The sequence below is a fragment of the Ruminococcus sp. 1001713B170207_170306_F1 genome (genome assembly GCF_015668065.1).
In the GTDB taxonomy this organism is placed as follows: Bacteria; Bacillota; Clostridia; order Lachnospirales; family Lachnospiraceae; genus Blautia_A; species Blautia_A faecis.
Window position 1 is genome coordinate 40,892 of sequence record NZ_JADPEX010000027.1, and the last position, 24,895, is coordinate 65,786.

Annotated in this window: 26 protein-coding genes and 4 tRNA genes; 20 read left to right on the forward strand and 10 right to left on the reverse strand. The window is 43.2% G+C overall.

From position 1 onward, the window contains the following. Positions 1-16 precede the first annotated feature (16 nt). From infA to I4V84_RS15405, 12 genes are all read left to right on the forward strand, one after another. A complete protein-coding gene (gene infA, locus I4V84_RS15350; protein WP_117852566.1) occupies positions 17-235 on the forward strand; it encodes a translation initiation factor IF-1 in 219 nt (72 codons plus the stop codon). A gap of 291 nt (positions 236-526) precedes the next feature. Next, positions 527-640: a 50S ribosomal protein L36 gene (gene rpmJ, locus I4V84_RS15355; RefSeq protein ID WP_003022746.1), complete on the forward strand. Its 114-nt coding sequence runs from the start codon at positions 527-529 to the stop codon at positions 638-640. A gap of 299 nt (positions 641-939) precedes the next feature. Then, the gene (gene rpsM / locus I4V84_RS15360; RefSeq protein ID WP_117852568.1) at positions 940-1,308 is read left to right on the forward strand and encodes a 30S ribosomal protein S13; all 369 of its coding nucleotides are present in this window, start codon (positions 940-942) and stop codon (positions 1,306-1,308) included. Positions 1,309-1,365: 57 nt separating this feature from the next. Then, complete coding sequence (gene rpsK, locus I4V84_RS15365) at positions 1,366-1,761, forward strand: 30S ribosomal protein S11 (RefSeq protein WP_148461639.1); 396 nt, start codon at positions 1,366-1,368, stop codon at positions 1,759-1,761. 22 nt (positions 1,762-1,783) lie between these two features. Next, on the forward strand, positions 1,784-2,377 hold the full coding sequence (rpsD, locus tag I4V84_RS15370; RefSeq protein ID WP_118581181.1) for a 30S ribosomal protein S4: 594 nt from the start codon (positions 1,784-1,786) through the stop codon (positions 2,375-2,377). A gap of 54 nt (positions 2,378-2,431) precedes the next feature. Then, the gene (locus I4V84_RS15375; RefSeq protein ID WP_118581178.1) at positions 2,432-3,391 is read left to right on the forward strand and encodes a DNA-directed RNA polymerase subunit alpha; all 960 of its coding nucleotides are present in this window, start codon (positions 2,432-2,434) and stop codon (positions 3,389-3,391) included. 110 nt (positions 3,392-3,501) lie between these two features. Next, on the forward strand, positions 3,502-4,038 hold the full coding sequence (locus tag I4V84_RS15380; protein WP_118581175.1) for a bL17 family ribosomal protein: 537 nt from the start codon (positions 3,502-3,504) through the stop codon (positions 4,036-4,038). A gap of 173 nt (positions 4,039-4,211) precedes the next feature. After that, positions 4,212-4,976, forward strand: a complete 765-nt coding sequence (locus I4V84_RS15385) for a phosphatidylinositol-specific phospholipase C/glycerophosphodiester phosphodiesterase family protein (protein ID WP_272113503.1) — start codon at positions 4,212-4,214, stop codon at positions 4,974-4,976. A 125-nt stretch (positions 4,977-5,101) separates the two neighbouring features. Further along, complete coding sequence (locus I4V84_RS15390) at positions 5,102-6,439, forward strand: Mur ligase family protein (protein ID WP_195992803.1); 1,338 nt, start codon at positions 5,102-5,104, stop codon at positions 6,437-6,439. Then, positions 6,436-7,161: a glutamine amidotransferase gene (locus I4V84_RS15395; protein WP_195992805.1), complete on the forward strand. Its 726-nt coding sequence runs from the start codon at positions 6,436-6,438 to the stop codon at positions 7,159-7,161. The genes I4V84_RS15390 and I4V84_RS15395 overlap by 4 nt, the downstream gene beginning before the upstream one ends. Positions 7,162-7,262: 101 nt before the next feature. Continuing rightward, on the forward strand, positions 7,263-7,907 hold the full coding sequence (locus tag I4V84_RS15400; protein ID WP_195992807.1) for a WYL domain-containing protein: 645 nt from the start codon (positions 7,263-7,265) through the stop codon (positions 7,905-7,907). A 63-nt stretch (positions 7,908-7,970) separates the two neighbouring features. Next, positions 7,971-9,437 carry a substrate-binding domain-containing protein gene (locus tag I4V84_RS15405; protein WP_195992810.1) on the forward strand — a complete coding sequence of 489 codons (1,467 nt, stop codon included), beginning with the start codon at positions 7,971-7,973 and terminating at the stop codon, positions 9,435-9,437. Between the two features lie 83 nt (positions 9,438-9,520). Here I4V84_RS15405 and I4V84_RS15410 read toward each other — a convergent pair whose 3' ends face one another. Continuing rightward, complete coding sequence (locus tag I4V84_RS15410; protein WP_118581157.1) at positions 9,521-10,093, reverse strand: xanthine phosphoribosyltransferase; 573 nt, start codon at positions 10,091-10,093, stop codon at positions 9,521-9,523. A 240-nt stretch (positions 10,094-10,333) separates the two neighbouring features. Between I4V84_RS15410 and I4V84_RS15415 the strand changes: the two genes are divergently transcribed. Beyond that, complete coding sequence (locus I4V84_RS15415) at positions 10,334-10,561, forward strand: hypothetical protein (protein WP_118581326.1); 228 nt, start codon at positions 10,334-10,336, stop codon at positions 10,559-10,561. 8 nt (positions 10,562-10,569) lie between these two features. Here the strand turns inward: I4V84_RS15415 and I4V84_RS20845 are convergent, their stop codons facing one another. Beyond that, positions 10,570-10,722, reverse strand: coding sequence for a DUF6783 domain-containing protein (locus I4V84_RS20845; protein WP_308768418.1), 153 nt, complete (start codon positions 10,720-10,722; stop codon positions 10,570-10,572). On the opposite strand from I4V84_RS20845, the gene I4V84_RS20850 reads away from it, so the two are divergent. From I4V84_RS20850 to I4V84_RS15425, 3 genes are all read left to right on the forward strand, one after another. Continuing rightward, complete coding sequence (locus I4V84_RS20850) at positions 10,654-10,818, forward strand: DUF6783 domain-containing protein (protein ID WP_308768419.1); 165 nt, start codon at positions 10,654-10,656, stop codon at positions 10,816-10,818. The two genes, I4V84_RS20845 and I4V84_RS20850, sit on opposite strands and share 69 nt — an antisense overlap. Positions 10,819-10,980: 162 nt before the next feature. Next, positions 10,981-11,310, forward strand: coding sequence for a metal-sensing transcriptional repressor (locus tag I4V84_RS15420; protein ID WP_118581323.1), 330 nt, complete (start codon positions 10,981-10,983; stop codon positions 11,308-11,310). Between the two features lie 25 nt (positions 11,311-11,335). After that, positions 11,336-12,166: an Mrp/NBP35 family ATP-binding protein gene (locus tag I4V84_RS15425; protein WP_118581151.1), complete on the forward strand. Its 831-nt coding sequence runs from the start codon at positions 11,336-11,338 to the stop codon at positions 12,164-12,166. A 116-nt stretch (positions 12,167-12,282) separates the two neighbouring features. Here the strand turns inward: I4V84_RS15425 and I4V84_RS15430 are convergent, their stop codons facing one another. Both I4V84_RS15430 and I4V84_RS15435 read right to left on the reverse strand, forming a co-directional pair. Then, positions 12,283-13,371 carry a class II aldolase/adducin family protein gene (locus I4V84_RS15430; RefSeq protein ID WP_195992812.1) on the reverse strand — a complete coding sequence of 363 codons (1,089 nt, stop codon included), beginning with the start codon at positions 13,369-13,371 and terminating at the stop codon, positions 12,283-12,285. 77 nt (positions 13,372-13,448) lie between these two features. Next, the gene (locus I4V84_RS15435) at positions 13,449-14,360 is read right to left on the reverse strand and encodes a LysR family transcriptional regulator (RefSeq protein WP_195992814.1); all 912 of its coding nucleotides are present in this window, start codon (positions 14,358-14,360) and stop codon (positions 13,449-13,451) included. 386 nt (positions 14,361-14,746) lie between these two features. Between I4V84_RS15435 and I4V84_RS15440 the strand changes: the two genes are divergently transcribed. From I4V84_RS15440 to I4V84_RS15450, 3 genes are all read left to right on the forward strand, one after another. Next, the gene (locus I4V84_RS15440) at positions 14,747-18,544 is read left to right on the forward strand and encodes a phosphoribosylformylglycinamidine synthase (RefSeq protein ID WP_195992816.1); all 3,798 of its coding nucleotides are present in this window, start codon (positions 14,747-14,749) and stop codon (positions 18,542-18,544) included. A 168-nt stretch (positions 18,545-18,712) separates the two neighbouring features. Next, positions 18,713-19,222, forward strand: coding sequence for a sigma-70 family RNA polymerase sigma factor (locus I4V84_RS15445; protein WP_118581320.1), 510 nt, complete (start codon positions 18,713-18,715; stop codon positions 19,220-19,222). Next, on the forward strand, positions 19,215-20,363 hold the full coding sequence (locus I4V84_RS15450; protein ID WP_195992818.1) for a hypothetical protein: 1,149 nt from the start codon (positions 19,215-19,217) through the stop codon (positions 20,361-20,363). Before I4V84_RS15445 ends, I4V84_RS15450 begins: the two co-directional genes overlap by 8 nt. 82 nt (positions 20,364-20,445) lie before the next feature. Here I4V84_RS15450 and I4V84_RS15455 read toward each other — a convergent pair whose 3' ends face one another. From I4V84_RS15455 to I4V84_RS15480, 6 genes are all read right to left on the reverse strand, one after another. Next, complete coding sequence (locus I4V84_RS15455) at positions 20,446-21,993, reverse strand: hypothetical protein (protein WP_195992820.1); 1,548 nt, start codon at positions 21,991-21,993, stop codon at positions 20,446-20,448. Positions 21,994-22,045: 52 nt separating this feature from the next. After that, a complete protein-coding gene (locus I4V84_RS15460; protein WP_195992822.1) occupies positions 22,046-22,738 on the reverse strand; it encodes a hypothetical protein in 693 nt (230 codons plus the stop codon). A gap of 187 nt (positions 22,739-22,925) precedes the next feature. Continuing rightward, positions 22,926-22,999, reverse strand: a tRNA-Met gene (locus I4V84_RS15465). Between the two features lie 58 nt (positions 23,000-23,057). Beyond that, positions 23,058-23,131 (reverse strand) — tRNA-Met (locus I4V84_RS15470). Between the two features lie 58 nt (positions 23,132-23,189). After that, positions 23,190-23,263 (reverse strand) — tRNA-Met (locus I4V84_RS15475). An 18-nt stretch (positions 23,264-23,281) separates the two neighbouring features. Further along, positions 23,282-23,354: transfer RNA gene (locus I4V84_RS15480), tRNA-Val, on the reverse strand. 516 nt (positions 23,355-23,870) lie between these two features. Here I4V84_RS15480 and rhaD point away from each other — a divergent pair. Next, the gene (rhaD, locus tag I4V84_RS15485; protein ID WP_118578371.1) at positions 23,871-24,704 is read left to right on the forward strand and encodes a rhamnulose-1-phosphate aldolase; all 834 of its coding nucleotides are present in this window, start codon (positions 23,871-23,873) and stop codon (positions 24,702-24,704) included. The last annotated feature ends 191 nt before the right edge of the window (positions 24,705-24,895 follow it).

Sequence of the window (24,895 nt, forward strand, 5' to 3'; positions counted from 1 at the left end):
ATACAGGAGGTATAAAATGTCAAAAGTAGATGTACTTGAAGTAGAAGGCACTGTTTTAGAGAAGCTGCCAAACGCAATGTTTAAAGTGGAACTTGAAAACAAACATGTTGTACTTGCTCATATCAGCGGCAAGCTGCGCATGAACTTTATTCGTATTCTTCCAGGAGACAAAGTAACAATGGAGCTTTCCCCATATGATCTTTCCAAGGGAAGAATCATCTGGCGAGATAAGTAATTCAGATTCGTTAATAGCAAATTCGGATTAATGAATATAAAACTCCTGTGCCTGAGAAAATGCTTCTATGGTACAGGAGTTTCTTCTATTATAGAAGAAACTGAACACAGAAAAAATGTTTCAAACTTCAGGAAACTAAAAAAATTAGAAAAATGTAAAAAAAATTTAAAAAACTGCTTGCATTTTGTAGACCATAATGCTACAATACAATGCGGACGCGCTTGTACGTGTGTATAACTGCGCCCTAAACTGCAGATTTTAATGCTATATTTTACGGAAGGAGGATTTCCAGTGAAAGTAAGATCATCTGTAAAACCGATCTGCGAGAAATGCAAGGTCATTAAGAGAAAAGGTTCTATCAGAATTATCTGTGAGAATCCAAAGCACAAACAGCGTCAGGGTTGATTGATCCATTGTTTGTGAATGCGGCTGCAGGTGAAACACCCGGACGGGTTGTATCATCTGACATATAATGAACTAAGCATGTATTGCCTAATACCGGAGGCAACGTTGGCCCGTTGGCCGCAAATTTCGGAAAGGCTGCGAATCGCCAAAAGCAGCTGGGTGTTATACCGAGGCACCCCAATTAGGAACTAAGAATTAAGAAAGAGTGCGTATGGATGCATCCCATTTCACCTTGTATCTGATACAAGTGATGTACGAAGACGCAGAACTTTCAGTAAAGAAAATGGAGGAAACAGTACATGGCTCGTATAGCTGGTGTAGACTTACCAAGAGAGAAAAGAATCGAAATCGGTCTTACCTATATTTATGGTATCGGAAGACCAAGTGCAGACAAAATCCTTGCTCAGGCAAATGTAAATCCTGACACACGTGTCAGAGACCTGACTGATGATGAAGTTAAGAGACTTCAGGCTGTCATTGATGAGACAATGATGGTAGAAGGTGATCTTCGTAGAGAAATCGCCCTGAACATTAAGAGACTGCAGGAAATCGGATGCTACAGAGGAATCCGTCATCGTAAAGGACTTCCGGTTCGTGGTCAGAAGACCAAGACCAATGCTAGAACACGCAAGGGTCCGAAGAGAACAGTAGCAAATAAGAAGAAATAATTCAGTATCCTAACTATAAATTTTGATTGATTAAGGAAAGCGTAGGTTAGTTTTAAAATGGCAAAAACAACTAAAAAAACGACAACAAAACGTCGTGTCAAGAAAAACGTTGAACACGGACAGGCACATATCCAGTCTTCTTTTAACAACACAATTGTTACTCTGACTGACAACGAAGGAAACGCTCTTTCATGGGCAAGTGCCGGCGGTCTGGGATTTAGAGGTTCAAGGAAATCTACTCCTTATGCAGCACAGATGGCAGCTGAGACTGCAACAAAGGCTGCTTTAATTCATGGATTAAAAACAGTAGACGTAATGGTTAAAGGACCAGGATCAGGTCGTGAGGCTGCTATCCGTGCCCTTCAGGCATGCGGTCTTGAAGTAACAAGTATCCGTGACGTAACTCCGGTTCCGCACAACGGATGCCGTCCACCAAAACGTAGAAGAGTCTAATTGAATTAGGAGGTAAGCCAAGATGGCAGTAGATAGAACACCGGTCCTGAAAAGATGTAGATCCCTTGGAATGGATCCAATTTATTTAGGAATTGATAAAAAATCCACAAGACAGTTAAAACGTGCAAACCGTAAAGTATCTGAGTACGGTCTTCAGTTAAAAGAAAAACAGAAAGCAAAATTCATTTATGGCGTTCTGGAGAAACCTTTCCGTAACTACTACAAGAAAGCCGACAGAATGAAAGGTCAGACTGGTGAGAACCTGATGATCATGCTTGAGACAAGACTTGACAATGTTCTTTTCCGTATGGGATTTGCAAGAACAAGAAAAGAAGCTCGTCAGATCGTTGACCACAAGCACGTTCTTGTAAACGGAAAATGCGTTAACATTCCTTCTTATCTCGTAAAAGCTGGCGACAGCATCGAGATCAAAGAGAAATGCAAAGGTTCTGAGAGATACAAAGGAATCCTTGAGGTAACAGGCGGAAGACTTGTTCCGAACTGGCTTGAGGCTGACCAGGAGAATCTTAAGGGCGTTGTAAAAGAGCTTCCTACAAGAGAAGAAATCGACGTTCCTGTAAACGAGATGCTTATCGTCGAGTTGTACTCCAAATAATGAGCCCTGATAATACCCTCAATTGCATACAACCCAGAAGGAGGGAAATTTATAGTGTTTGATTTTAATAAACCAAAAATCGAAATTACCGAGATATCTGAAGATAAAAAATTTGGAAGATTCGTTGTAGAACCTCTTGAAAGAGGTTACGGTACTACACTTGGCAATTCTCTTAGAAGAATTATGCTGTCCTCCCTGCCGGGAGCTGCAGTAAGTCAGGTTAAGATCGATGGTGTTCTTCATGAATTCAGCTCCATCCCTGGAGTAAAAGAAGACGTGACAGAGATCATCATGAATCTTAAGAGTCTTGCAATCAAGAATAACAGTGCTGACAATGAGCCGAAGACCGCATACATTGAGTGTGAGGGCAAAGGTGTTGTGACAGCTGCTGATATTCAGGCAGATCAGGATATCGAGATCATGAATCCGGATCAGGTAATCGCTACCTTAAACGGTGGTAAGGATTGCAGACTTGCAATGGAACTTACCATTACAAAAGGCCGCGGATATGTGAGTGCGGATAAGGGCAAATCAGATGACATGCCAATCGGTGTAATTGCAGTTGATGCAATCTACAGCCCGGTTGAGAGAGTCAATATGGTTGTGCAGAATACACGTGTGGGTCAGGTTACAGACTTTGATAAACTGACACTTGATGTATACACAAACGGCACGCTGGATCCTGATGAGGCAGTAAGCCTTGCAGCAAAGGTATTAAGCGAGCATTTGAGCCTTTTCATTGACCTTTCCGAGAATGCAAAGACCGCTGAGGTTATGATCGAGAAAGAAGACAATGAGAAAGAGAAAGTTCTTGAAATGAGCATTGATGAGCTTGAGCTTTCAGTTCGTTCTTACAACTGTCTGAAGAGAGCAGGCATCAATACTGTTGAGGAGCTTTGCAATAAGACTTCTGACGACATGATGAAAGTACGTAACCTTGGACGTAAGTCTTTAGAGGAAGTACTTGCCAAGTTGAAAGAGCTGGGCTTACAGCTTCAGCCAACAGAAGAGTAAGATAACCATAAAGGTATCGCGTAAGATTATTAGAGTGGGGATTTGCTAAGCAGCAGCCCAGTAAGACCGAACAAGCGTGGACTGCTGTCCCACAGATGGAGGAAAATTAAATGGCAAAATATAGAAAATTAAGCAGAACAGCTGACCAGAGAAAAGCTCTGTTAAGAAACCAGGTTACAAATCTGTTATACAATGGAAAAATTGTTACAACAGAAGCTAAAGCTAAAGAGATCCGTAAGATCGCTGAAGGCCTTGTAGCTATGGCTGTTCGCGAGAAAGACAACTTTGAGACTGTTACTGTAACAGCTAAAGTTGCAAGAAAAGACGCTGAAGGCAAGAGAGTGAAAGAAGTTGTAGACGGTAAGAAGAAAACTGTTTACGATGAAGTTGAGAAGCAGATCACAAAAGATGCTCCATCCAGACTTCACGCTCGTCGTCAGATGATGAAAGTGTTCTACCCGGTTAAAGAAGTTCCGGCTAAGGGCGCTGGCAAGAAGAAAAACACCAAAGATGTAGATATGGTTAAGAAGATGTTCGAGGAAATCGCACCAAAATACGCTAACCGTAACGGTGGATACACCAGAATCGTTAAGATTGGACAGCGTAAAGGTGATGGCGCTATGGAAGTGCTCATCGAGCTGGTTTAATCCGAAACAGAATTACTGATTATAAGAAAAGAGATATTTACGTTTCGTAGATATCTCTTTTTTCTTAATTTAGGGATACCAATGTGAGAAAGTTACTTTTATTAATAGAAATTTGTTTGTTAGCCTGGCTTTTGACAGGCTCCGCCCGGTACGAAGCGAAAAAAGAAATTCCAGTGAATACACCGGAATTTGACTGGGAAAATTACAATATTATAACGCATGCTCTGGGTGGGATTGACGGTCTCACATACTTAAATTCCAGAGAAAGCTTTATCAATTATTATGATAAAGGCTGCCGCCTGTTTGAGGTGGATCTGACGCAGACCAGTGATGGAGTATGGGTGTGCCGCCATAACTGGAAAGAGTCTCTTGGACAATGGGAAGGAGAAGAACGAAAAGTTCTATCCTCAGAAGAATTTTTAAATACGCCTATATATGGGAAATACACCCCTATGACCTTTGAAGACCTTCTGAAACTGCTGGACGAATATCCGGATGCATTTGTAATGATAGATTCCAAACAATATTCTGTCCGCAATTACCAGCGTACTCTTGAGGATTATGCACAGTACAGGGAAATCTCTATAAAAGCTGGTATCGAGCATACGCTTAAACAGATCATCCCGGAAATATACAATTCAGCCATGTATCCTGGAACAGCACTTTTGTATAAATTTCCTGCATATATCTATTCTCTGTGGCAGGAATATACCACAGAAGAATTGAACGATATTGCAGAATTCTGTCAAACCAATAAAATCATGGCTGTAACCATTTATCGTGACTATTGGTCCGAAGAAGTGCAGAAAATTTTTGACGAACGGGACATTTTGGTATATATTTATACCATAAATGACAAAGAGGAAGCCAGAAGATATCTGGCGAATGGGGCGCAAGGTGTCTGTACAGATGTACTGATCACAGATAACCTGAATTAAGCTGCACTGTCTAATTATATAACATACGAAAATAATACTTGAAAAGGACTGCCATTCATTGGCTCATTCATAATTGCTTTTTGAGCTTTACCCTATGAATAGTAGTGAAAAAGGATTAAATACACATGAAAATCAGAACAATGGCTGCTGTTTTTGCAGCGAAATCTGCAGGCTTTATATGCAGGAAAATGGGACGCCAGGGAGTGACCTGGGCGGGCAAGATCGCATTAAAGATCAATCCTGACATCCTGGAAGATCTTTCTTCTCAGGTGCGAAAGAAAATATTTGTGACCTGTGGAACCAACGGTAAGACAACCACCAACAACATGCTCTGCGCAGCCCTTGAAAATGAAGGGCAGAAAGTAGTCTGCAATCACACCGGTTCTAACATGTTAAACGGTGTTGTAGCAGCCTTTGTGCTGGCTGCAGGACCTACAGGCAGGCTGGATGCAGATTACGCCTGCATTGAAGTAGACGAGGCTTCTACCCGCCATGTATTTCCAGGTTTGAAGCCAGACTACATGCTTCTGACTAATTTGTTCCGTGACCAGTTGGACCGCTACGGTGAAATTGATATTACCATGAACATTCTGGAAGAAATGATCCGCACAGTACCGAAAATGCAGGTAATCGTAAATGCCGACGATGCGCTTTCTGCGTATCTTGCTATGGACAGCGGCAATTCGTATATCACATATGGAATCAGTAAACCTGTCCAGAAGAGCGCGGCAAACGAGATACGTGAAGGTCGTTTTTGTAAAAAGTGTGGTGCCAGGCTGGAATACAGTTTTTACCACTATAGTCAGCTGGGTGATTACAAGTGCCCATCCTGTGGCTTTGCAAGACCAGAAATCAAATATGATGCCCACGATGTAAAAGTTGGTGACCAGCTGTCCTTTCAGGTGGAGGATAAGCACCTTACAGCCAATTACAAAGGCTTCTATAATGTATACAATATTCTGGCTGCCTATGCCGGACTCCGTACAGCTGGATTTTCCGGTGAGCATTTCCAGAATATGCTTCAGAAATTCAATCCGGAAAATGGACGTATGGAACAGTTCCGCATTAAAGGAACTGGTGTTATGCTGAATCTTGCAAAGAATCCTGCCGGTTTTAACCAGAATATTTCTGCAGTTATGCAGGATAAAACCCAGAAAGATATTATTATCACCATCAACGACAATGCACAGGATGGTACAGATATTTCCTGGCTCTGGGATGTGGATTTTGACCTTCTGGGCGATGCAAGCATTCATTCCATTACAGTCAGCGGTATCCGCTGCCAGGATATGCGCCTTCGAATGAAATATGTGGACATTCCGGTTATGCTTGAGGAAAATGTGGAAACAGCGATCCGAAAAAGGATTGAAGACGGCGTAGGCAATCTCTACGTTCTGGTAAACTACACTGCATTATTCAGCACTCATAATATTCTTAAGAAAATGGAGGGAGAAAAGGAATGAAACTGACAATCGGACATTTATATCCTGATCTCCTGAACCTGTATGGAGACAGAGGAAATATCCAGTGCCTTATGAGACGCTGTCAGTGGCGTGGAATTGAGGCAGAGACCATTGCTTTTGAACTGGGGGACAAGATTGATTTTTCCAGATTGGATATTGTGCTCCTGGGCGGTGGTTCCGACAGGGAGCAGATGCTGGTTTGTGAGAAGCTGAAGGAAATTCAGCCGGATTTTAAGAAATATGTGGAAGATGGAGGCGTAGTTATCGCTATCTGCGGTGGTTACCAGCTTCTTGGAAAATATTATAAGACAGATCAGGGAACCATTACAGGGCTTGCTCTGGTAGACCTTTACACTGAACAGGGAGAGGGACGTCTGATCAGCAATATTGTGCTGAAAAGCGACCTTTTTGATATGCCTGTGGTTGGATTTGAGAACCATGGAGGAAGAACCTGTATTAATAACTGCAAGCCTCTGGGAAAAGTACTCTATGGATCTGGAAATGATGGAAAAACAGGCTATGAGGGTGTGGTTTACAAGAATGTGATCGGAACGTACCTTCACGGTCCGCTTCTTCCCAAGAACCCGCAGCTGGCAGACTGGCTGATCGCACATGCTCTTGAGCAGAAATATGGAAAGGAAGTCCAGCTTGCGCCGCTGGATGATACAGAAGAGAAGGCAGCAAATGATTACGTATATCATCGCTTTGTAAAAGAGAACTGATACAAACAAGCTCCAAAGCCTGTTTGAAAATCATTCCTGCCTTGCAGAGAGCCTTTTTCAAACATGCTCTGATATGTACAGATAAAAATAAGGGGAACGATATGGCAAAAGGAATCAATCAAAAAGGGAAAATCCTTTATCTTGAAAAAATATTGAGAGAGACCAGTGAAACACATCCGTGCACTATGCAGGAAATTATCGGAAAACTTCAGGAAAACGGAGTCAGTGCTGAGCGAAAAAGTATTTATGACGATATGGAAGTGCTGAGAAGCTTTGGCATGGACATTAAGTTTAAAAGAGGAAAGTATACCGGATATTATGTTGCCGGAGAGGCAGCCGCAGAAAGCGTAAGTGCAGCTATTACCGAAAAGAATGGTGCAAATCCGCAAAACTTTGCTCCAAATAGTGTTGGAGCAGAGACTGAGGGGAGTGTATTTTCCAGCGAGGCTCATAAAAAAGCGAAAAATTCCTGGCTGCTTCCACCGTCAGATTCTGAGGAGGATAAACCGGTGAAGCTTCTTTGCAGAAATAAGAAAAAGAAAGAAGTCATGGCAGCACTTGGAAATTATGCCCAGTACAAGGAGAAAGAAGAGGATACTTTCGTTGCTGCAGTGCAGGTGGATGAGACCTCTGAGTTTTACGGATGGCTTACAGGCATGGGGAAAGATGTAATCCTTATGAAGCCTAAGAAGTCAGTTCAGGCTTACCGTGATTATCTGAAGGGAATCCTGAAAGAATATAAGTAAGAATACTATTTGAAAAAGCTTGAAAATAGAGAATGATATGAAGTTACATAGAAAGGAATTTTTATGAAAAAGCAAATTGCAGGACTTCTTACCGGACTTCTGGTGTGCAGTGCTTTTCTCACAGGCTGTGGTAAAAATGAAGCCACCGAGGCTGTAAAAGAGAGCGTTGAGGACGAAAATGAGGGCACTGGAGACACGAAGGACGCTGACAGCAAAAAGGATACGAATAGAAAGTCCGATAAACAGGACAGTGATAAAAGTGATGAAAATTCAGAAGAAAGTGAGACAACGGAAGCCCCGGAGGAAAATCTTGATAAGGTGGGGGTTCTGCTTCCGGAAGAGGGAGAGGATATCAACAGCAGTCTGGAGCGTACAGAACTGAAATCACGTCTGGAAGAGGCAGGTTATGAAGCTGCTATGTATTTTGCCGGGGACGATTCTGACACCCAGGCAGAACAGATCAGGGAGCTTCTTCAGGATGGGAAACTGAAAGCACTGGTAATTTCACCTGTTGATCCATATGGTCTTACAGATGTACTGGAAGAGGCTTCTGAGCTCTCAATTCCGGTGATTGACTATGACAATCTGATCATGGATACGCCAAACGTGAAATACTTTGTCACTTTTAATATGCGGGCGATTGGAAAAGAGATTGCCAAAAATATTGTAGAGAAAGAAGAACTGGATAAAGTCCGGGAAGACAGAGGTGCCCGTACCATAGAGTTTCTTATGGGCTCTCCGGATGATGACGCCTCGTTATTCCTGTTTAACGGAATAATGGAGGTTCTGCAGGAGTATATTGACGATGGTACCCTGATCTGCCGTTCCGGCCGTGTGACTTTTGATGAAACCAGCATTATGGATCAGAATACAGATACTGCGAAGAAGCAGCTGAAATCTGAGATAGACGAATTTTATTCTCTGGAGAAAACTCCGGATATTATCTGCACTGCTTCTGATGATTTTGCTCTGGCAGCTCTGGAGCTTCTGGAAAAAGAGCAGCTCCAGCCTGGTGATGAGAACTGGCCTCTGATCACAGGTGTAAATGCAGATGCAGATGCTGTTAAAAGTGTGGCAGAAGAAAAAATCGGTTTTACAGTCATGTTGGATCGCCGGGATCTGGCAGAAGCCCTGACGAAGCTGGTGGAAACCTACCTGAATGGGGATGACGTTGATATCAATAATTATTCCCAGTATGATAATGGTGTGAAGATCATTGGAACGGTTACCTGTGATGGAAAGCTGATCGATAAGGATAATTATCAGATTCTTGTGGATAATGGATTCTATCTGGCAGAAATGATCGCGCCGGAAGCCTCTCCTATGCCTGTTCCCGAGGAAGTAAGTCCGACACCGGAAGTGACAGTGACGCCGGAGGCGAGTCTTACACCGGAAGGTGGTGAGCCTGAGAAAAAGAGCCAGGTAATTCCAAAGGATGAGCCTGAAGTGAGCACAGAAGAAGTTCCGGCTGTAAAGGATGGAGAAAACCAGGAGAGCAATAGCAAGCTGCAGAGTAGTGGAAAAGCATAAAACGGAAGTAAAATGAAAATACGTAAGTAAAATGAAAATACCAGTAATCGTTTGGTGATTACTGGTATTTTTGCTCCTAAAAATTAATCGCGGAAGGTCAGGGAATCATCTGTCATGGAATCAATGATAGCCAGAGATTCCAGACGGACACCCATATCGCGGATCTGCTGTCCGCCGTGCTGGAAGCCCTTCTCAATTACGATTCCGGCACCTTCAAGAGTAGCTCCGGATTTCTTTACAATATCGATCAGTCCGAGAAGAGCACAGCCATTTGCAAGGAAATCATCAATAAGAAGTACGTGATCCTCCGGACTAAGGAACTTCTTGGAAATAATAACATCATAAACCTTCTTATGGGTAAAGGATTCAATCTTGGTGCAGTACATCTCGCCGTCCAGGTTTACACTCTGGGATTTCTTGGCAAATACTACAGGAACATGAAAATACTGTGCTGCAATACAGGCAATGCCAATACCGGAAGCTTCAATAGTGAGGATCTTGGTGATGGGGCAGTCTGAGAAACGCGCCTTAAACTCCTTACCAATCTCATTGATCAGGTCAATGTCCATCTGGTGGTTCAGGAAACTGTCTACCTTTAATATATTGCCTGGTTTCACAACGCCATCTTTCAGAATACGTTCTTTTAAAAGCTGCATGGCTATATCTCCTTTTCGCTTCATGTCGTTTCGATTTTAGTATTTCTATGATACGACATTCTCTGAAGAAGTTCAATTATTTTTGACAAAAAAGTACAAAATATCTATAATGAAATTAATTTATGGAAAAAGGATTAGCTTTATTGTGAAAAACATCTGCAGTCAGCCGGATAAACAGTAATGCAAATGCGGGAGATGACAAAGGAGCAGATAGTTTTACAAAAAAGAGCAGGTGAGAATATGAAAGAGTATGAAGTAATCTGGGAAATTTTCAACAAATGCCCCAGGAATCAGATGCGGGATGTGTTTGTAGATGAGGTGGAGATAGAAGACCCGGAAGAATATGTAAAGAATAAATTTAAGGGAAAAGAAGTAACCTATGAGAAGACGGTTCTGGAAGATGGCACCATCATATTTGACATCCAGACCTCCCAGATCAAACAGAGATGTTCCTTTACGGAAATATAAGCTGCAGGTCACGAAGCGGATTTTAAGCTACTGCTTACAACAACGACCTTAGAGCATGTTTGAAAAAGGCTTTCCGCAAGATGTGCGTCACAATTTGTGGGAGATTTTGTCCGGATGAGGGCGCCGTAGCGGGCTACGGCAACCGAATTCAGACAAAATATACCGCAAAGTGGGGCGTGCAGATTGCGGGAATGATTTTTCAAACAGGCTCTAAGGCATATTTTTTAATACAATCATCAGAAATAGTGCATATTTAAGGGAAGTATGTTATAATAAACGGACGTGCTTCAAAAGAATTACACCAGTCAGAAACCATCCACAGAACACTGTTGGATATGCGAAATGGTTGGCAAATACAGGAGGATGACATGATAGAAGAACATTTAGAGAACCACCTGCATGAAGGCGAGGAAGAGCATATGCATACCCATGTTCTGGAAGATGGCACCACTGTCATGCATTCCCATGGAGAACACGGACATCACCACAGTCATGCACAGACCAAGGCTGTACTGAACCGGCTTTCCCGTGCAATCGGGCACCTGGAATCCATCAAACGTATGGTGGAAGACGGCCGGGACTGCAGCGAAGTGCTGATCCAGCTTTCCGCAGTGAAATCTGCTATTAATAATACAGGCAAGATTATTTTACAGGATCACATTGAACACTGTATTGTGGATGCGGTAGAGCATGGAGACAAGGACGCCATCAAGGAACTGGAACGTGCAATTGACAGGTTTATGAAATAAATAAGGAAAAAGGAGATAGATAAAAATGGCAAAAGAATGTGACAGCAAGACTTGCGACAAATCAAGCTGTGAAGGCTGTGCCAGCAAGAAAAATCCGCAGAGCATGCAGGCTGCAATGAATGCAATGTCCAATGTAAAGCATGTGATCGGTATTGTAAGTGGTAAAGGCGGCGTTGGAAAATCCTTCGTGACAGCATCTCTTGCAAACAGAATGGCAAAGAAAGGCTATAAAGTAGGAATCCTTGACGCAGACATTACCGGACCATCCATTCCGAAAATGTACGGCCTGAAAGGTGCTGCCCAGGCAAACGACAGCGGTATTTTCCCTATGGAGACCAAAAACGGAATCAAGGTTATGTCCATTAACCTGCTTCTTCCAACTGAGGACACTCCGGTAATCTGGCGGGGACCGATTCTTGGCAACATGGTAAAACAGTTCTGGACAGATGTTATCTGGGGTGATGTAGATTACCTGTTCGTAGATATGCCACCAGGAACAGGAGACGTTCCGCTGACTGTATTCCAGTCCCTTCCGATTCAGGGAATCGTGATCGTAACCTCTCCACAGGATCTTGTAAGCATGATCGTGAAGAAGGCATACAATATGGCTGGAATGATGAAGGTGCCGGTTCTGGGCCTTGTAGAGAACTACAGCTATGTGAAATGTCCAGACTGTGGCAAAGAACTGAAAGTATTTGGCGAAAGCCACATTGATGAGATTGCCGCATCCCTGAATGTTCCGGTTCTTGGCAAAATGCCAATCGACCCGGCTTATGCAGCCAAGGTTGACGAGGGCGCCTTTGATGAGATCGATAATCCGTATATTGAAGCAGCAGATGGGGTTCTGCCACAGTAAGAGGCTGAGAACACTATAGAAAATCACACAAATTGTGGCATATAATTTGCAAAAAAAGATTCTGTGTAAAAACAAGATTGTAACATCCTGTTTTTACCAGAATCTTTTTCTTTTCTTTATTTCTTACTGCGGTAAGCTTCTGCTTCCCAATGGGTAATGAAATAAGTGATCTCATCTGTCATCTGAAGCGGACCGCCGAAGCTTTCTGCATAGACAGCAAGCTTGATGGCATCCTTAGCAAGAAGCTGAGCCTTGGCAGCATTCCCCTTGTCATCTTCCATAATAAATGCACCAACGCCCTGAACCAGGATCAGTCTTGGTTCTTTATCATTTTCAGTCATAAACGCAGTCAGTGCTTCTTTTGCCTGATCAATGTTTTCAACAAATAAAGGATATGGACCGCAATATACAATGTGATCAGGGGTGAATGGCTTCAGAAGCGGTGCGGCAGCTTCTTTATTTTTTACAAAATTATCTGCTTCAGCAGCCGGTACAACCTCTACAGCATGTCCGAGCAGCTGGGAAAGCTTCTGTGCAGCAGCCTCTTTTTCAGGAGTAACAGCATCACTGACGTCAGCTGTTCGTTTTACCTGTTTTTCAAGGGTGGAAATTACGCCATCAAATAAAACACCAATTTCTTCTACGGTATTTGCAGCTACGAAAATACCGTGATTCTGAAGCAGAAGAACCTGCACATCTTTTCCAAATTCTTCTTTGTAAGTGTTCATTTTCTCATAACAGATACGTGCAAGTGTGTATCCTGGTTTACAGATGTCGATCCAGAGAACCTCTTTACCAAGTAGCTGTTCGGAAAGTGCCTTTGCGCCATTGCCGCAGGTCAGACCGTTTACAAGAGTAGGATGAACATGCAGTACATAGGTATATGCAAATAAATTGTGGAGTAATGCTTCCACGCTTGGACGCTTGGTCTTATCTGCATCTGTTACTGCCGCCATTACATCTGCAAGATAGGCAGCTTCACGCTCAGTGTCATTTCCCGGATACTCTGTTTTCATGATCTCATTGAGACGGGCGCGGCTCATCTCAACGAATTCCTCTGCCTTAATGGTGGCAAGCTGTGTACCGGAGCCCTTTACATACAGTGTGGTTTCATCTTTGACAGAAGTATTTCCACCGCCTGCAAGAACGTAAGCTGGATTGCTTCCGTAAGTGTTTGACATTTTTACCAAAGTTGAAAGATCCATAAAATTTAATACCTCCCATTGTTTTTTTATACATCTACATTGTACATGATATGGTAATATTTAGCTATCAAAATATGCTAAAAAGAAGTAGTTTTTGTGCTTTTTGATGAAAAATAGTCAAAAAACTTCTGGGCAGCCTGGGATAAAGGAAGGCTTTCGTGATATACAAGGGCTAAGTGTCTGGGGGGAAGCTGCTGCTTCAGGCTGACCTCTATCAGAGAGGTTTCCTGTCCCCGCAAAGAAGCCAGCATGTAATCCGGAACACAGGCAATTCCAAGACCAATGCGTGCCAGATCAATGAGCAGATCATTGCTGTTAAGCTCAACCTCCGGAATCAGATTCTGTCTGTGGGATGCAAAAAACTGATGAAGATATTCACTTGTTGTGCTTTTGGACGAAAGGGTGAGAAGAGGATATTCCATCAGCTTCTTTATTTCCAGGGCTTTTCCTTCAAGTGGAAAGAAGTCCGGATTGGCAACAAAAATATCCCGAAATTCTTTTACCACCTGTACTTTTGTGTGTGCGGTAAGCCGGGAATTGGGAAGATTGCTTACGATCAGGTCCACCTGACGGTTTTCCAGAAGCTCCACGCAGCCCATGGAGGTGCTGTTTGTGACCTTGATCCGCACTCCCGGATAATCCTGATGAAATCGCTTCAGGTAGTCAATCAGAAAGTACCGGCAGATGGTATCGCTTGCCCCGATCCGCAGCTGCCCCTGAAGTCTGTCTTCCTCAAGAAGCTGTGCCTCCCCCTGGGAAAGCATTTCCAGGGCCGGTTTGACATGCTGGAAAAGTATTTCTCCCTCAGGGGTAAGGGAAACCTTCTTGGTGCTTCGGAAAAACAGTTCCCGTCCCAGCTTTTTTTCCAGAGTCTTGATTCCCTGGCTTACTGCAGACTGGGAAATGAACAGCTGGCGGGAGGCTTCAGAGAAGCTTAAGGTGGTGGCAACGTAGTAAAAGCATTTGTATAATTCAAGATTGATATCCATATATAAATCCTCCAAAATCAAACTCGTTACTGTCCACTCCGTGACCAGTAACACGCTTCGCGATGCACAGAAATCATGCATTCGCATGATTTCGCGCTGCAATTCTCGGGTTTTCTGTGAACTTTGTTCACAAAAAAACCTCGCGGAATATTGTCAGTGAACAGTAACTCAAACTCTCCTTTGACTGATGAGCCATGTTTATTTACATATAGAAGTAATAGTAATAAAAAATATAAGATATATTAATTTTACTTATGACAAAACCTATGATACTATAATAAACGAAAATGTGCAAGAATGGATGCAGTTTTGCGCAGTCATCCAATTTTTTCAAAATGAAAAAGCACACCACACTACGATTTCACATTCACGAAAGGAGTTTTCCAATGAGTAACGTAAGACGAGTATACGTAGAAAAGAAACCATCCTTTGCCGTAAAAGCCAAAGAACTGAAGAATGAGATCAGCTCTTATCTGGGCATTAAGACTGTAACAGCTGTGCGGGTTCTGATCCGCTATGACGTAGAGAATATTTCTGATGATGTATTTGAGAAAGCATGCCATACCGTGTTTGCCGAGCCTCCGGTAGATGATCTTTACCTGGAGAAATTCGAGGCAGCAGATGGCGCACATATTTTTTCTGTAGAATTCCTTCCTGGCCAGTTTGACCAGAGAGCAGATTCTGCTGTTCAGTGCGTGCAGTTCCTGGATGAAAATGCACAGCCGATCATCCGCTCTGCCACTACCTATGTGATCGAAGGTGACATTACAGAGGAAGAATTCGAGGCAATCAAGAATCACTGCATTAACCCTGTAGATTCCCGTGAGACAGGCCTTCAGAAGCCGGAGACACTGGTTACAGAGTTCAAAGATCCGGAAGATGTCAAGATCTTTGATGGCTTCCGTGATATGGAAGAAGCACCATTAAAGGAGCTTTACAGCTCCCTGAACCTTGCTATGACATTCAAGGATTTCCTTCATATTCAGAACTATTTTAAGAACGAGGAGAAACGTGATCCATCCATGACCGAGATCCGTGTTCTGGATACATACTGGTCTGATCATTGCCGTCATACCACATTCTCCACTGAGCTTACACAGGTGAAATTTGACGAAGGTGATTATAAAACTCCTATCGTTGATACCTATAACAGATATCTTTCCGACAGAGAAGTCCTTTATAAGGGACGGGACGACAAATTCGTCTGCCTGATGGATCTTGCTCTTATGGCTATGAAGAAACTGAAATCCGAAGGCAAGCTTCAGGATCAGGAAGAGTCCGACGAGATCAATGCCTGCAGTATTGTAGTGCCGGTTGATGTAAATGGAAAAGAAGAGGAATGGCTGATCAACTTTAAGAATGAGACACACAACCATCCGACAGAGATCGAGCCATTTGGTGGTGCAGCTACCTGCCTTGGCGGTGCAATCCGTGACCCGCTTTCCGGACGTACTTATGTATACCAGGCAATGCGTGTAACAGGAGCAGCAGATCCTACTGTTTCTGTAAAAGAGACTCTGAAGGGCAAGCTTCCGCAGAAGAAATTGGTTCGTGGCGCAGCCCACGGCTACAGCTCCTACGGCAACCAGATCGGTCTTGCTACCGGTTATGTAAAAGAAATCTATCATCCGAATTACGTTGCAAAACGTATGGAGATCGGTGCAGTTATGGGTGCTGCTCCAAGACGTGCAGTTATCCGTGAGAACTCTGATCCGGGAGATATCATCATCCTTCTTGGCGGACGTACCGGACGTGACGGTATCGGTGGTGCTACCGGTTCCTCCAAGGTACATACAGAGGCTTCTATCGAGGTCTGCGGCGCTGAGGTACAGAAAGGAAATGCACCTACAGAGCGTAAGATCCAGCGTATGTTCCGTCGTGAGGAAGTCAGCTATATCATTAAGAAATGCAACGACTTCGGTGCAGGCGGTGTATCCGTAGCAATCGGAGAGCTGGCACCTGGTCTTCAGATCGACCTTGACAAAGTTCCGAAAAAATATGCAGGTCTTGACGGTACTGAGATCGCAATTTCCGAGTCCCAGGAACGTATGGCAGTAGTTGTTGCTCCGGAAGACGTAGAGAAATTCCTTGGCTTTGCTAACGAAGAGAACCTGGAAGCAGTTCCGGTTGCAGTTGTAACAAAAGAGCCAAGACTGGTGCTTTCCTGGAGAGGAAAAGAGGTTGTAAATATTTCCCGTGCATTCCTTGATACCAACGGTGCACATCAGGAGACAACTGTAGAAGTTGAAATTCCGAATAAAGAGGGCAACCTTTTTGAAGAGCGTCCGGACGTAGCCGATGTGAGAGAAAAATGGCTCTCCACACTGGCAGACTTAAATGTATGCTCCCAGAAGGGCCTTGTAGAGATGTTTGACAGCTCCATTGGTGCAGGAAGCGTTCTGATGCCTTATGGAGGGAAAAATCAGCTTACAGAGACTCAGGCAATGGTTGCCAAGGTACCGGTACAGAATGGAACTACCAATACAGTAACCATGATGAGCTATGGATTTGATCCATACTTATCTTCCTGGAGCCCATATCACGGAGCTGCTTATGCAGTGACAGAATCTGTTGCAAGAATCGTGGCAGCAGGCGGTGATTATAAGAAGATCCGTTTCACCTTCCAGGAATACTTCCGTCGTATGACAGAGGATCCAAAGAGATGGAGCCAGCCATTTGCAGCACTTCTTGGTGCCTATGCAGCACAGATGGGCTTCGGCCTTCCGTCTATCGGTGGTAAGGACAGTATGTCCGGAACCTTTAATGACATTGATGTTCCGCCTACACTGGTATCCTTCGCTGTAGACGTTGCTAAGCTTCAGGATGTGATCACACCAGAGCTGAAGAAGGCTGGAAACAAGCTGGTATGGCTTCGTGCTCCGAAAGATCAGTACGATTTACCAGACTATGCAGCAATTATGGATCAGTACGAGAAATTACACAATGACATGCAGGCAGGCAAAGTGGTTTCCGCTTATGCACTTGACCGTCACGGTATTGCGGCAGCTGTCAGCAAGATGGCATTTGGAAATGCAATGGGTGTGAAGATTGAGCATAACCTGGATCCAAGAGACTTCTTTGCACCAGGCTTCGGCGATCTGGTTCTGGAAGTTCCGGCTGAAAAGGTTGGTCAGCTTTCCATTACTTACACAGTAATCGGTGAAGTAACAGATAATGGTAAATTCTCATATGGAAATGCTGAGCTCACAGTAGATGAGGCTTACAAGGCATGGACAGGCACTCTGGAGAAGGTCTTTAAGACAACCTCTGGTGAAGAAAACGATGGACCAGTTGCCATGGCTGTAAAGACAGCAGATCCGGAAGCAACCTATGAGAATGGTATTTATAATACAAAGAATATTTATGTCTGCAAGCATAAAGTAGCAAAACCTCGCGTATTCATTCCTGTATTCCCAGGAACAAACTGTGAGTACGACAGTACAAAGGCATTCGAGAGAGCCGGAGCTGAGGTTGACGTTAAGGTATTTAAGAACTTAAGTGCAGAGGATATCCGTGATTCTGTGGAAATCTTTGAGAAATCCATTGATCAGGCACAGATGATCATGTTCCCAGGCGGCTTCTCCGCTGGTGATGAGCCGGATGGTTCTGCGAAATTCTTTGCAACTGCTTTTCAGAATGCAAAGATCAAAGAGGCAGTTATGAAGCTGTTAAATGAGAGAGATGGTCTTGCACTTGGTATCTGTAACGGATTCCAGGCGCTGATCAAGCTGGGACTTGTTCCATACGGCGAGATCTGCGGACAGAAAGAGGATTCTCCTACACTTACCTATAACACCATCGGACGTCATATTTCCAAGATGGTTTACACAAAGGTTGTAAGCAACAAGTCTCCATGGCTGCAGAAGGCCACACTTGGCGGTGTATACTGCAACCCGGCTTCCCACGGTGAGGGACGCTTCGTAGCAAACGATGAATGGCTTGCTAAGCTCCTTGCAAACGGTCAGGTGGCTACCCAGTACGTAAATCCAAATGGAGAGCTGGATCAGTCCGAAGAATCCAATATCAACGGATCTACATACAATATCGAGGGTATCACAAGCCCGGATGGACGTGTTCTCGGTAAGATGGCTCATAGCGAGCGTCGCGACAATGGCGTTGCAATCAACATCTATGGACAGCAGGATATTCAGATCTTTGAGTCCGGTGTTGAGTATTTTAAATAAGTAAATAGGATTATGGGAGCTGGCATTTGTAAGCGTAGAAATTACAAATGCCAGCTTTTTCTATTATGGATGAAATATTCTCCCTGCCTTTTCCATCTAATGTATGTAAAAGGAAATACAGCAACATATTTCGTGTACTGCAGAACACAAAAAGGAGCGAAAAACCTTATGGAAAATTTGGTGAAAAAGGCAAAATCCGGAGATTCCGGTGCATTTGCACAGCTCATCCGGATGAATACCCAGAGCATGTATAAAGTAGCCTGGGCCTATCTGAAGAATGACGAAGATGTGGCAGATGCCATACAGGAAACGATTTTAAAGTGTTATGAGAAGCTTTCCACTTTAAAAAAGGATTCTTACTTCAAAACCTGGATGATTCGGATTCTGATCAATAACTGCAATGAAATGCTTCGGCATAAAGGCCGTGTTTTTCCTACGATGGAAATGGAAGAGGGAATCTTCGAGGAATCAGGCTATGTAGATTGTGAGTGGAAGGAAATCCTGGCATCCCTGGAAGAGAAGTACCAGGTGGTGATGCTTTTGTATTACAGCAAATCCCTTAGTGTAAAGGAAATTGCCGCTCTTCTGGAAATCAGCCAGAATACAGTGCTTACAAGGCTCTCCAGAGCCAGAAAACAGCTTCGTGCAGAGTATGAAGGAGGATATATTCATGGATGATAAATTGTTTGATGTTTTTTCAGAAGAAACAGAAGTGCCGGAATGTGTGCGCAGGCGTGTAGATGAGACATTGGAAATGATAGAGAATTCGGCAGAGTCCGATAGAGGGTATCAGAAAGAAGAAAAAACGGGAAAAGTAATAAATGGCACTGACAGAATGGGAAAAATTGGTACACGGAAAAACTGGAAGCGCAGTTTAATCCTGACATTTGCGGCAGTGATGGCATTTGGTGCCACTGTTTTTGCAGCAGAGAAGTATATAGGAATTTCCGGCTTTTTCCAGGAAGCTGGAAATAAGATGCCGGAAGAAGCCGAGGGGCTGATTGAAAAAGATCCGGTGCAGCAGGAAGAGGGTGATTCCATTCTCACTTACACTGTGAAGGAAGCTCTTTGCGATAAGAACAGTGTCCAGGTGGTGGTGGAAGTCACAGCGAAAGAAAGAGGTAAGTATCTTCTGGCAGGACAAGATGCCATGAATGAGGATCCTGTAAGAAATCTTGGAATTGAAAGTGACAAGACAATAGGAGAATATGCTGCGGAAAAAGGGCTGATCATTGTAAAGACAGGAGTCAGCTTTGATTTCAATTCGGATCTTGGAATTGAAACAGCAGTGGTAGATTATCGAAATCTGGAAGACGATGTAGTAGATTTCTATTCTTCCGCAGTAAAGACAAAGGAGAGCAAGGATCTTACCGTTTCCTGCATTGGAACAGCCACGCTTCCGGATGCTAAGTGCGTTGATGATGTGATGCGTACAAACATTACTTTCCAGCTGGAAGATAAGAGCCAGGGAAAAAGCGTGACTTATGTGCCTGTGGATGGTGAAGGGATAACCGCAGATGGAAAAGTAAAGATCCTGTCCGCAGATATAGAAGAAACAGAAGTGGGCGATTACGTCACAATCCATTGCATCTTCTTAGAAGAGTGCGACAGTATTTCCCTTGACGTAATGGATCTGAATGGAAATCTGTGGCAGCTTTCCGACCTTGGCGGTGGTTCAGAGGTGGCAGAGGTTGGAAAAGAAGCCACCTTCCAGAGAAGCTATCAGAAAACGGACCTTGCCGACGAAATCGGAATACGGGGATATGACTATGAAACGAATACCACGTATGAGCCGGTAAAAATGAAGCTTAAGAAATAGAATAATCGAAAAAAGTCCCCATTCACTGTTTTTTGCAATTAAAACAGTGGGATGGGGACTTATTTGATTTGTTAAATTAAGATTATCCGAACTTTCGCATATTGCTCAGATCGGAAAAATCAATCATTTTGATTTCTTCAATGTTGCCGGTTGAGCCCATTGGGCAAACGGCGTAGTTTCGCGTCTCATTTCCTATAGTAAGCTTTACCACATAATGCCATATGGACCATGATGGAGAGCCAACCGGATAATCACCAAAGCAATAATGAATATCATCAAATCCACCGACTAATTCAGCGAACTCACCGAGAACTGACGGTGATGTGCTAGAGTTCCAACGGTAAGTTACAAAAAATGGCTCATTGGGATCTGCTGCCAGATCGACTGTATGATCGTTATATCTGGTTAAATATTTAAAGCGGCCTGGTTCTCTGAGGTAGGCACTTATAGCGTCCATCTTTTCAAAAGGAGTCATATCAGCAGTTGTAGTTTTGTTAATAATGTCAATCAGCCATGCGTTTTCTGCCTGATCATAATCCAGAACATTTAATGTCACTGTATTTGCAACCGTATAACCTGATAATGAATATTCCCTGAATTCTACAGTGTAGGTTCCTGCTTCGAAAAATTTCACGTATTTGATATAACCGCCTTTTACTTTCTTTAATGAAGTAGTTTCTGAGTCATTGTTTTCTAAAGGAATATCATCAAAGAAACGAGATGAACCACTTCTGTATGCGCTGGTCCGCGAGTCATTTCCATTAAAAATCAAGGAAAAAGAGTTCGGATCCGGATTGTCTGTCTTTATAAAAAGAGGTTTGAGACAATCGGTGTAAATATCTGCCTTCTGTTTGTCCAGACCGTAAATTTCATATGTATATTTAGCTGGTGCATTTTCTTTTTGGTCGTGTGCAGGCAGATCAGCTTTGGGAATCGGTGTGGGTGTAGGAACCGGTGTGGATGTAGGCGTTGGTGTAGGTGTAGGGGTTGCACTTTGGTGGGTACTGTTTGTCTCTCTGTTTGTTGTGCAATGGCCTGTAGAAGACCATTTGGAATAGTATTTTTTTCCTTTAACGGTCATGTAAGTGCGGGTTTGCATATAATATGTAGTCCCGGCACGGAGGCCATTGAGAAAAATTGTGTTGTTTTTGTTACCTTTGACTGTTATAGTTTTTGCATTTTTTAGTTTTGAATTAGTGGCATAGCGCAGCTGGTAACCACTGGTCTGGGAGGTTTGTCTTTTTACTACTACAGTTGCAGCTGCTGTTTTTGCATAGATATTCATTATCTGGGCTTTCGGCGGTAAAATAACAAACTGTTTTTTAGCAGTGCCGGTATAAGTGCCTTTTCCAATAATCTGAACCGTGTAAGTTCCTACTTTTTTGCAGCCTTTAGAGTACTTTACAATATAGTTTTTCTTTTCCTTCAAGACTTTTCCTTTATAAGTTACTCTTACTTTTGGACGCTGTACCTTTTTATTATAAGTGAGCTTTGTGGCTGATAATTTAATCCTGGTATTTTTCACATTTACCCTTGCTGCGGCAAATACCTGGCTTGAACTGCAAAACAGAAGCAGTAAAATGATGAGGCAGAGGTGAATCTGCCGGTGTAGATGATGATTTTTTTTCATGGCTTTTTACTCCTTTTATATGATAAGTTTATTGGGTTTTGTAAAAATATAACTATTTATGACCAGACCGTAGCAGCCATTTCTGGTCAATCTTTTTTACCTCATCATCTGCAAACCGGATATGCAGTCTGACGGAATTGGACAGTTGTACGATTTCCTCTACAGTACCTTCCCCAAATTTGGGATGAGTTACCACATCGTTTACCTGGAATTTTATTTCGCTATGTTTGGCGCTTTTGTAGGCCTGTTCACGGCGGTAGGTGTCCCGGATGGGAACTGTCTTGTCGTGAATAGGATTTTTCAGAGCTTTGTCATAATTGTGCTTCAGAAGGCTTTCTCCGATTCTGTAATAAGGAGTAGGCGCGGCGCCCACAAGAGAACAGCAGTATTTCCAGGCGCTCCCGTGCTTCCCGGCCTGCCAGTTGTACTGCGCCGGTATTTTCATATTGTATTGCATATAATGGGCGTATTCGTGCTTATAAAGATCCAGGCGATCCTCTTTGGAAAGAGGCTTCTTTACGGCATAACCAATAAACAGAAGGGAAAAATAGAAGCTTTCTTTTTCGTGGGCAGAAGCCGGGGTATAAGAGCCAAGTACAGCTTCATCGTAACCAAAGCGGATAGGTACAGAAGCCCCCCGAAGACCAAATTTGCGGTCAAGAGTCTGGAACAAAGCGCGGATCTGAGCTTCGTGGATGGTAGCTTCATTATCAAGAAGTTTACGGATAGATGGGTCAATATTCATGCAGTTACTCCTTTAAAAATTATTAACTGGAAAAAATACATGCCAAGTTTTATGGCGTTTGACTTGAAAACTCCCACTGACAGATCGCGAAGCGACTGCGTTCATGAGCAAGTAGCGAAGCGGACATTCCAGGTCCGCTTCGCTGATAGATAAAAAAAATAGATGCTGCAATCTGCAACATCTATAATAGCGAGAGGGGGATTCGAACCCTCGACACCGCGGGTATGAACCGCGTGCTCTAGCCAACTGAGCTATCTCGCCATATTCAATTAAAAACTTTTGCTGAAAAGTCTGTGCGTATAAAAGACTATCAGCAAAGTAGCGAGAGGGGGATTCGAACCCTCGACACCGCGGGTATGAACCGCGTGCTCTAGCCAACTGAGCTATCTCGCCATATTCAATTAAAAACTTTTGCTGAAAAGTCTGTGCGTATAAAAGACTATCAGCAAAGTAGCGAGAGGGGGATTCGAACCCTCGACACCGCGGGTATGAACCGCGTGCTCTAGCCAACTGAGCTATCTCGCCATATTCATTTCATAAGTATGGGGCCTACAGGGCTCGAACCTGTGACCCTCTGCTTGTAAGGCAGATGCTCTCCCAGCTGAGCTAAGACCCCATATACAAACTGTGAAGTATCTTCTCTTCCGCAGCTCGCTTTGCTATTATACTATTAACTGTCGCAAATTGTCAACAACTTTTTTTAATTTTTTCAAAAAAATTTAGAATTATATTTTTTTACTATTTTATTGGAAAAAAAGAAAACTAGAGCCTGTTTGCAAAATCTCCCGCAAAGTGGGGCGTGCAGATTGCAGAAAGCCTTTCTCAAACAAGCTCTGGAAACAGAAATTTTTATTTTGGGTCCTTATTTGCAAAAAGCGGAAAACAATTTGGCAAGTAAGGTTCTTTCCAAAATGAGAATTGGTGTTATACTGAGTCTGTAAACAAGAAGAGCAAACAAAAGCATACCGGATACCTGTAAGAAGAAAAAGAACGGACGCAGCGTATTCGTATGGTCTCATAAGAAAGGGCTCACAAACACGCCTTGAGACCATAATTGCGATCAGCTGACAATTGTTTTTCCTATTAGGAAACGTCAGTTGGCGATACGAAAAATAGAAGAGGAGAAGATGGTATGAAGATTTTAGATTCCAAATTTATGAAGGGCTTTATCAAAATGGCGGACGATGGTTTCCAGCAGGGCTGGCATGAGAGAAACGGTGGAAACTTAAGCTATCGTCTGAAAGCAGAAGAAGTAGAAATGATCCGTCCCCGTCTGAATGCACCAGGCGAGTGGCAGCCTATCGGCACAGAGGTGCCGGGACTTGCAGGAGAGTTTTTCCTGGTAACCGGAAGCGGCAAATATTTCAGAAACATAGCAGTTGACCCGGAAGCCTGTCTTGCAATCATTGAACTGGATGATAAAGGTGTTAATTACAGGATCCGCTGGGGACTGGTAGAAGGCGGCCGCCCAACCAGCGAGCTTCCAACCCACCTTATGAATCATGAGGTAAAAAAGAAGCTTACAAACGGCAGACATCGTGTTATTTATCACGCGCATACAACCAACACCATCGCATTAACCTTTGTCCTTCCATTGGATGACAAAGTATTTACAAGAGAGCTTTGGGAGTCTGCAACAGAATGCCCGGTTGTTTTTCCAGACGGTGTAGGTGTTGTAGGCTGGATGGTACCAGGCGGAAGAGAAATTGCAGTAAAAACAGCTGAGTTGATGAAGAAATATGATGTTGTTATCTGGGCACATCATGGAATGTTTTGCTCCGGCGAGGACTTTGATCTGACCTTTGGGCTTCTCCATACAGTAGAGAAATCAGCGGAAATTCTGGTGAAGGTAATGTCCATGGCACCGCGTAAGCTTCAGACCATTACCCCTGACGATTTCCGTGCAGTAGCCAAAGACTTTCATGTTACTTTACCGGAAGAATTTCTTTATGAAAAAGAGCAGTAAGTAAATTAATATAATGAATGTGAGATCTGTCTGTGATGAGAAAATTCACAGGCAGATTTTTTACGTTAGAGGAAATCAATTTTAATAAATGTTTATAAAATATGAAAAAATTGCTGTCAAGCGTTTTTGAAAATGTCCTAAAATAATTGAAGTATTAGCCCCGGCTTTTTGCTGGGGCTTGTTATATTGAT

What these genes read in the sequence shown, in the direction of transcription:
- I4V84_RS15445 (WP_118581320.1), top strand. Translation starts at nt 18,713, where the DNA reads ATGGAAAATTTGGTGAAAAAGGCAAAATCCGGAGATTCCGGTGCATTT.
- I4V84_RS15415 (WP_118581326.1), top strand. Translation starts at nt 10,334, where the DNA reads ATGAAAGAGTATGAAGTAATCTGGGAAATTTTCAACAAATGCCCCAGG.
- infA (WP_117852566.1), top strand. Translation starts at nt 17, where the DNA reads ATGTCAAAAGTAGATGTACTTGAAGTAGAAGGCACTGTTTTAGAGAAG.
- I4V84_RS15435 (WP_195992814.1), bottom strand. Translation starts at nt 14,360, where the DNA reads ATGGATATCAATCTTGAATTATACAAATGCTTTTACTACGTTGCCACC.
- rpsD (WP_118581181.1), top strand. Translation starts at nt 1,784, where the DNA reads ATGGCAGTAGATAGAACACCGGTCCTGAAAAGATGTAGATCCCTTGGA.
- I4V84_RS15440 (WP_195992816.1), top strand. Translation starts at nt 14,747, where the DNA reads ATGAGTAACGTAAGACGAGTATACGTAGAAAAGAAACCATCCTTTGCC.
- I4V84_RS15425 (WP_118581151.1), top strand. Translation starts at nt 11,336, where the DNA reads ATGGCAAAAGAATGTGACAGCAAGACTTGCGACAAATCAAGCTGTGAA.
- I4V84_RS15400 (WP_195992807.1), top strand. Translation starts at nt 7,263, where the DNA reads ATGGCAAAAGGAATCAATCAAAAAGGGAAAATCCTTTATCTTGAAAAA.
- I4V84_RS15455 (WP_195992820.1), bottom strand. Translation starts at nt 21,993, where the DNA reads ATGAAAAAAAATCATCATCTACACCGGCAGATTCACCTCTGCCTCATC.
- I4V84_RS15430 (WP_195992812.1), bottom strand. Translation starts at nt 13,371, where the DNA reads ATGGATCTTTCAACTTTGGTAAAAATGTCAAACACTTACGGAAGCAAT.
- rpsK (WP_148461639.1), top strand. Translation starts at nt 1,366, where the DNA reads ATGGCAAAAACAACTAAAAAAACGACAACAAAACGTCGTGTCAAGAAA.
- I4V84_RS15395 (WP_195992805.1), top strand. Translation starts at nt 6,436, where the DNA reads ATGAAACTGACAATCGGACATTTATATCCTGATCTCCTGAACCTGTAT.
- rpsM (WP_117852568.1), top strand. Translation starts at nt 940, where the DNA reads ATGGCTCGTATAGCTGGTGTAGACTTACCAAGAGAGAAAAGAATCGAA.
- I4V84_RS15450 (WP_195992818.1), top strand. Translation starts at nt 19,215, where the DNA reads ATGGATGATAAATTGTTTGATGTTTTTTCAGAAGAAACAGAAGTGCCG.
- I4V84_RS15390 (WP_195992803.1), top strand. Translation starts at nt 5,102, where the DNA reads ATGAAAATCAGAACAATGGCTGCTGTTTTTGCAGCGAAATCTGCAGGC.
- I4V84_RS15405 (WP_195992810.1), top strand. Translation starts at nt 7,971, where the DNA reads ATGAAAAAGCAAATTGCAGGACTTCTTACCGGACTTCTGGTGTGCAGT.
- I4V84_RS15410 (WP_118581157.1), bottom strand. Translation starts at nt 10,093, where the DNA reads ATGCAGCTTTTAAAAGAACGTATTCTGAAAGATGGCGTTGTGAAACCA.
- I4V84_RS15460 (WP_195992822.1), bottom strand. Translation starts at nt 22,738, where the DNA reads ATGAATATTGACCCATCTATCCGTAAACTTCTTGATAATGAAGCTACC.
- I4V84_RS15380 (WP_118581175.1), top strand. Translation starts at nt 3,502, where the DNA reads ATGGCAAAATATAGAAAATTAAGCAGAACAGCTGACCAGAGAAAAGCT.
- I4V84_RS15420 (WP_118581323.1), top strand. Translation starts at nt 10,981, where the DNA reads ATGCATACCCATGTTCTGGAAGATGGCACCACTGTCATGCATTCCCAT.
- rhaD (WP_118578371.1), top strand. Translation starts at nt 23,871, where the DNA reads ATGAAGATTTTAGATTCCAAATTTATGAAGGGCTTTATCAAAATGGCG.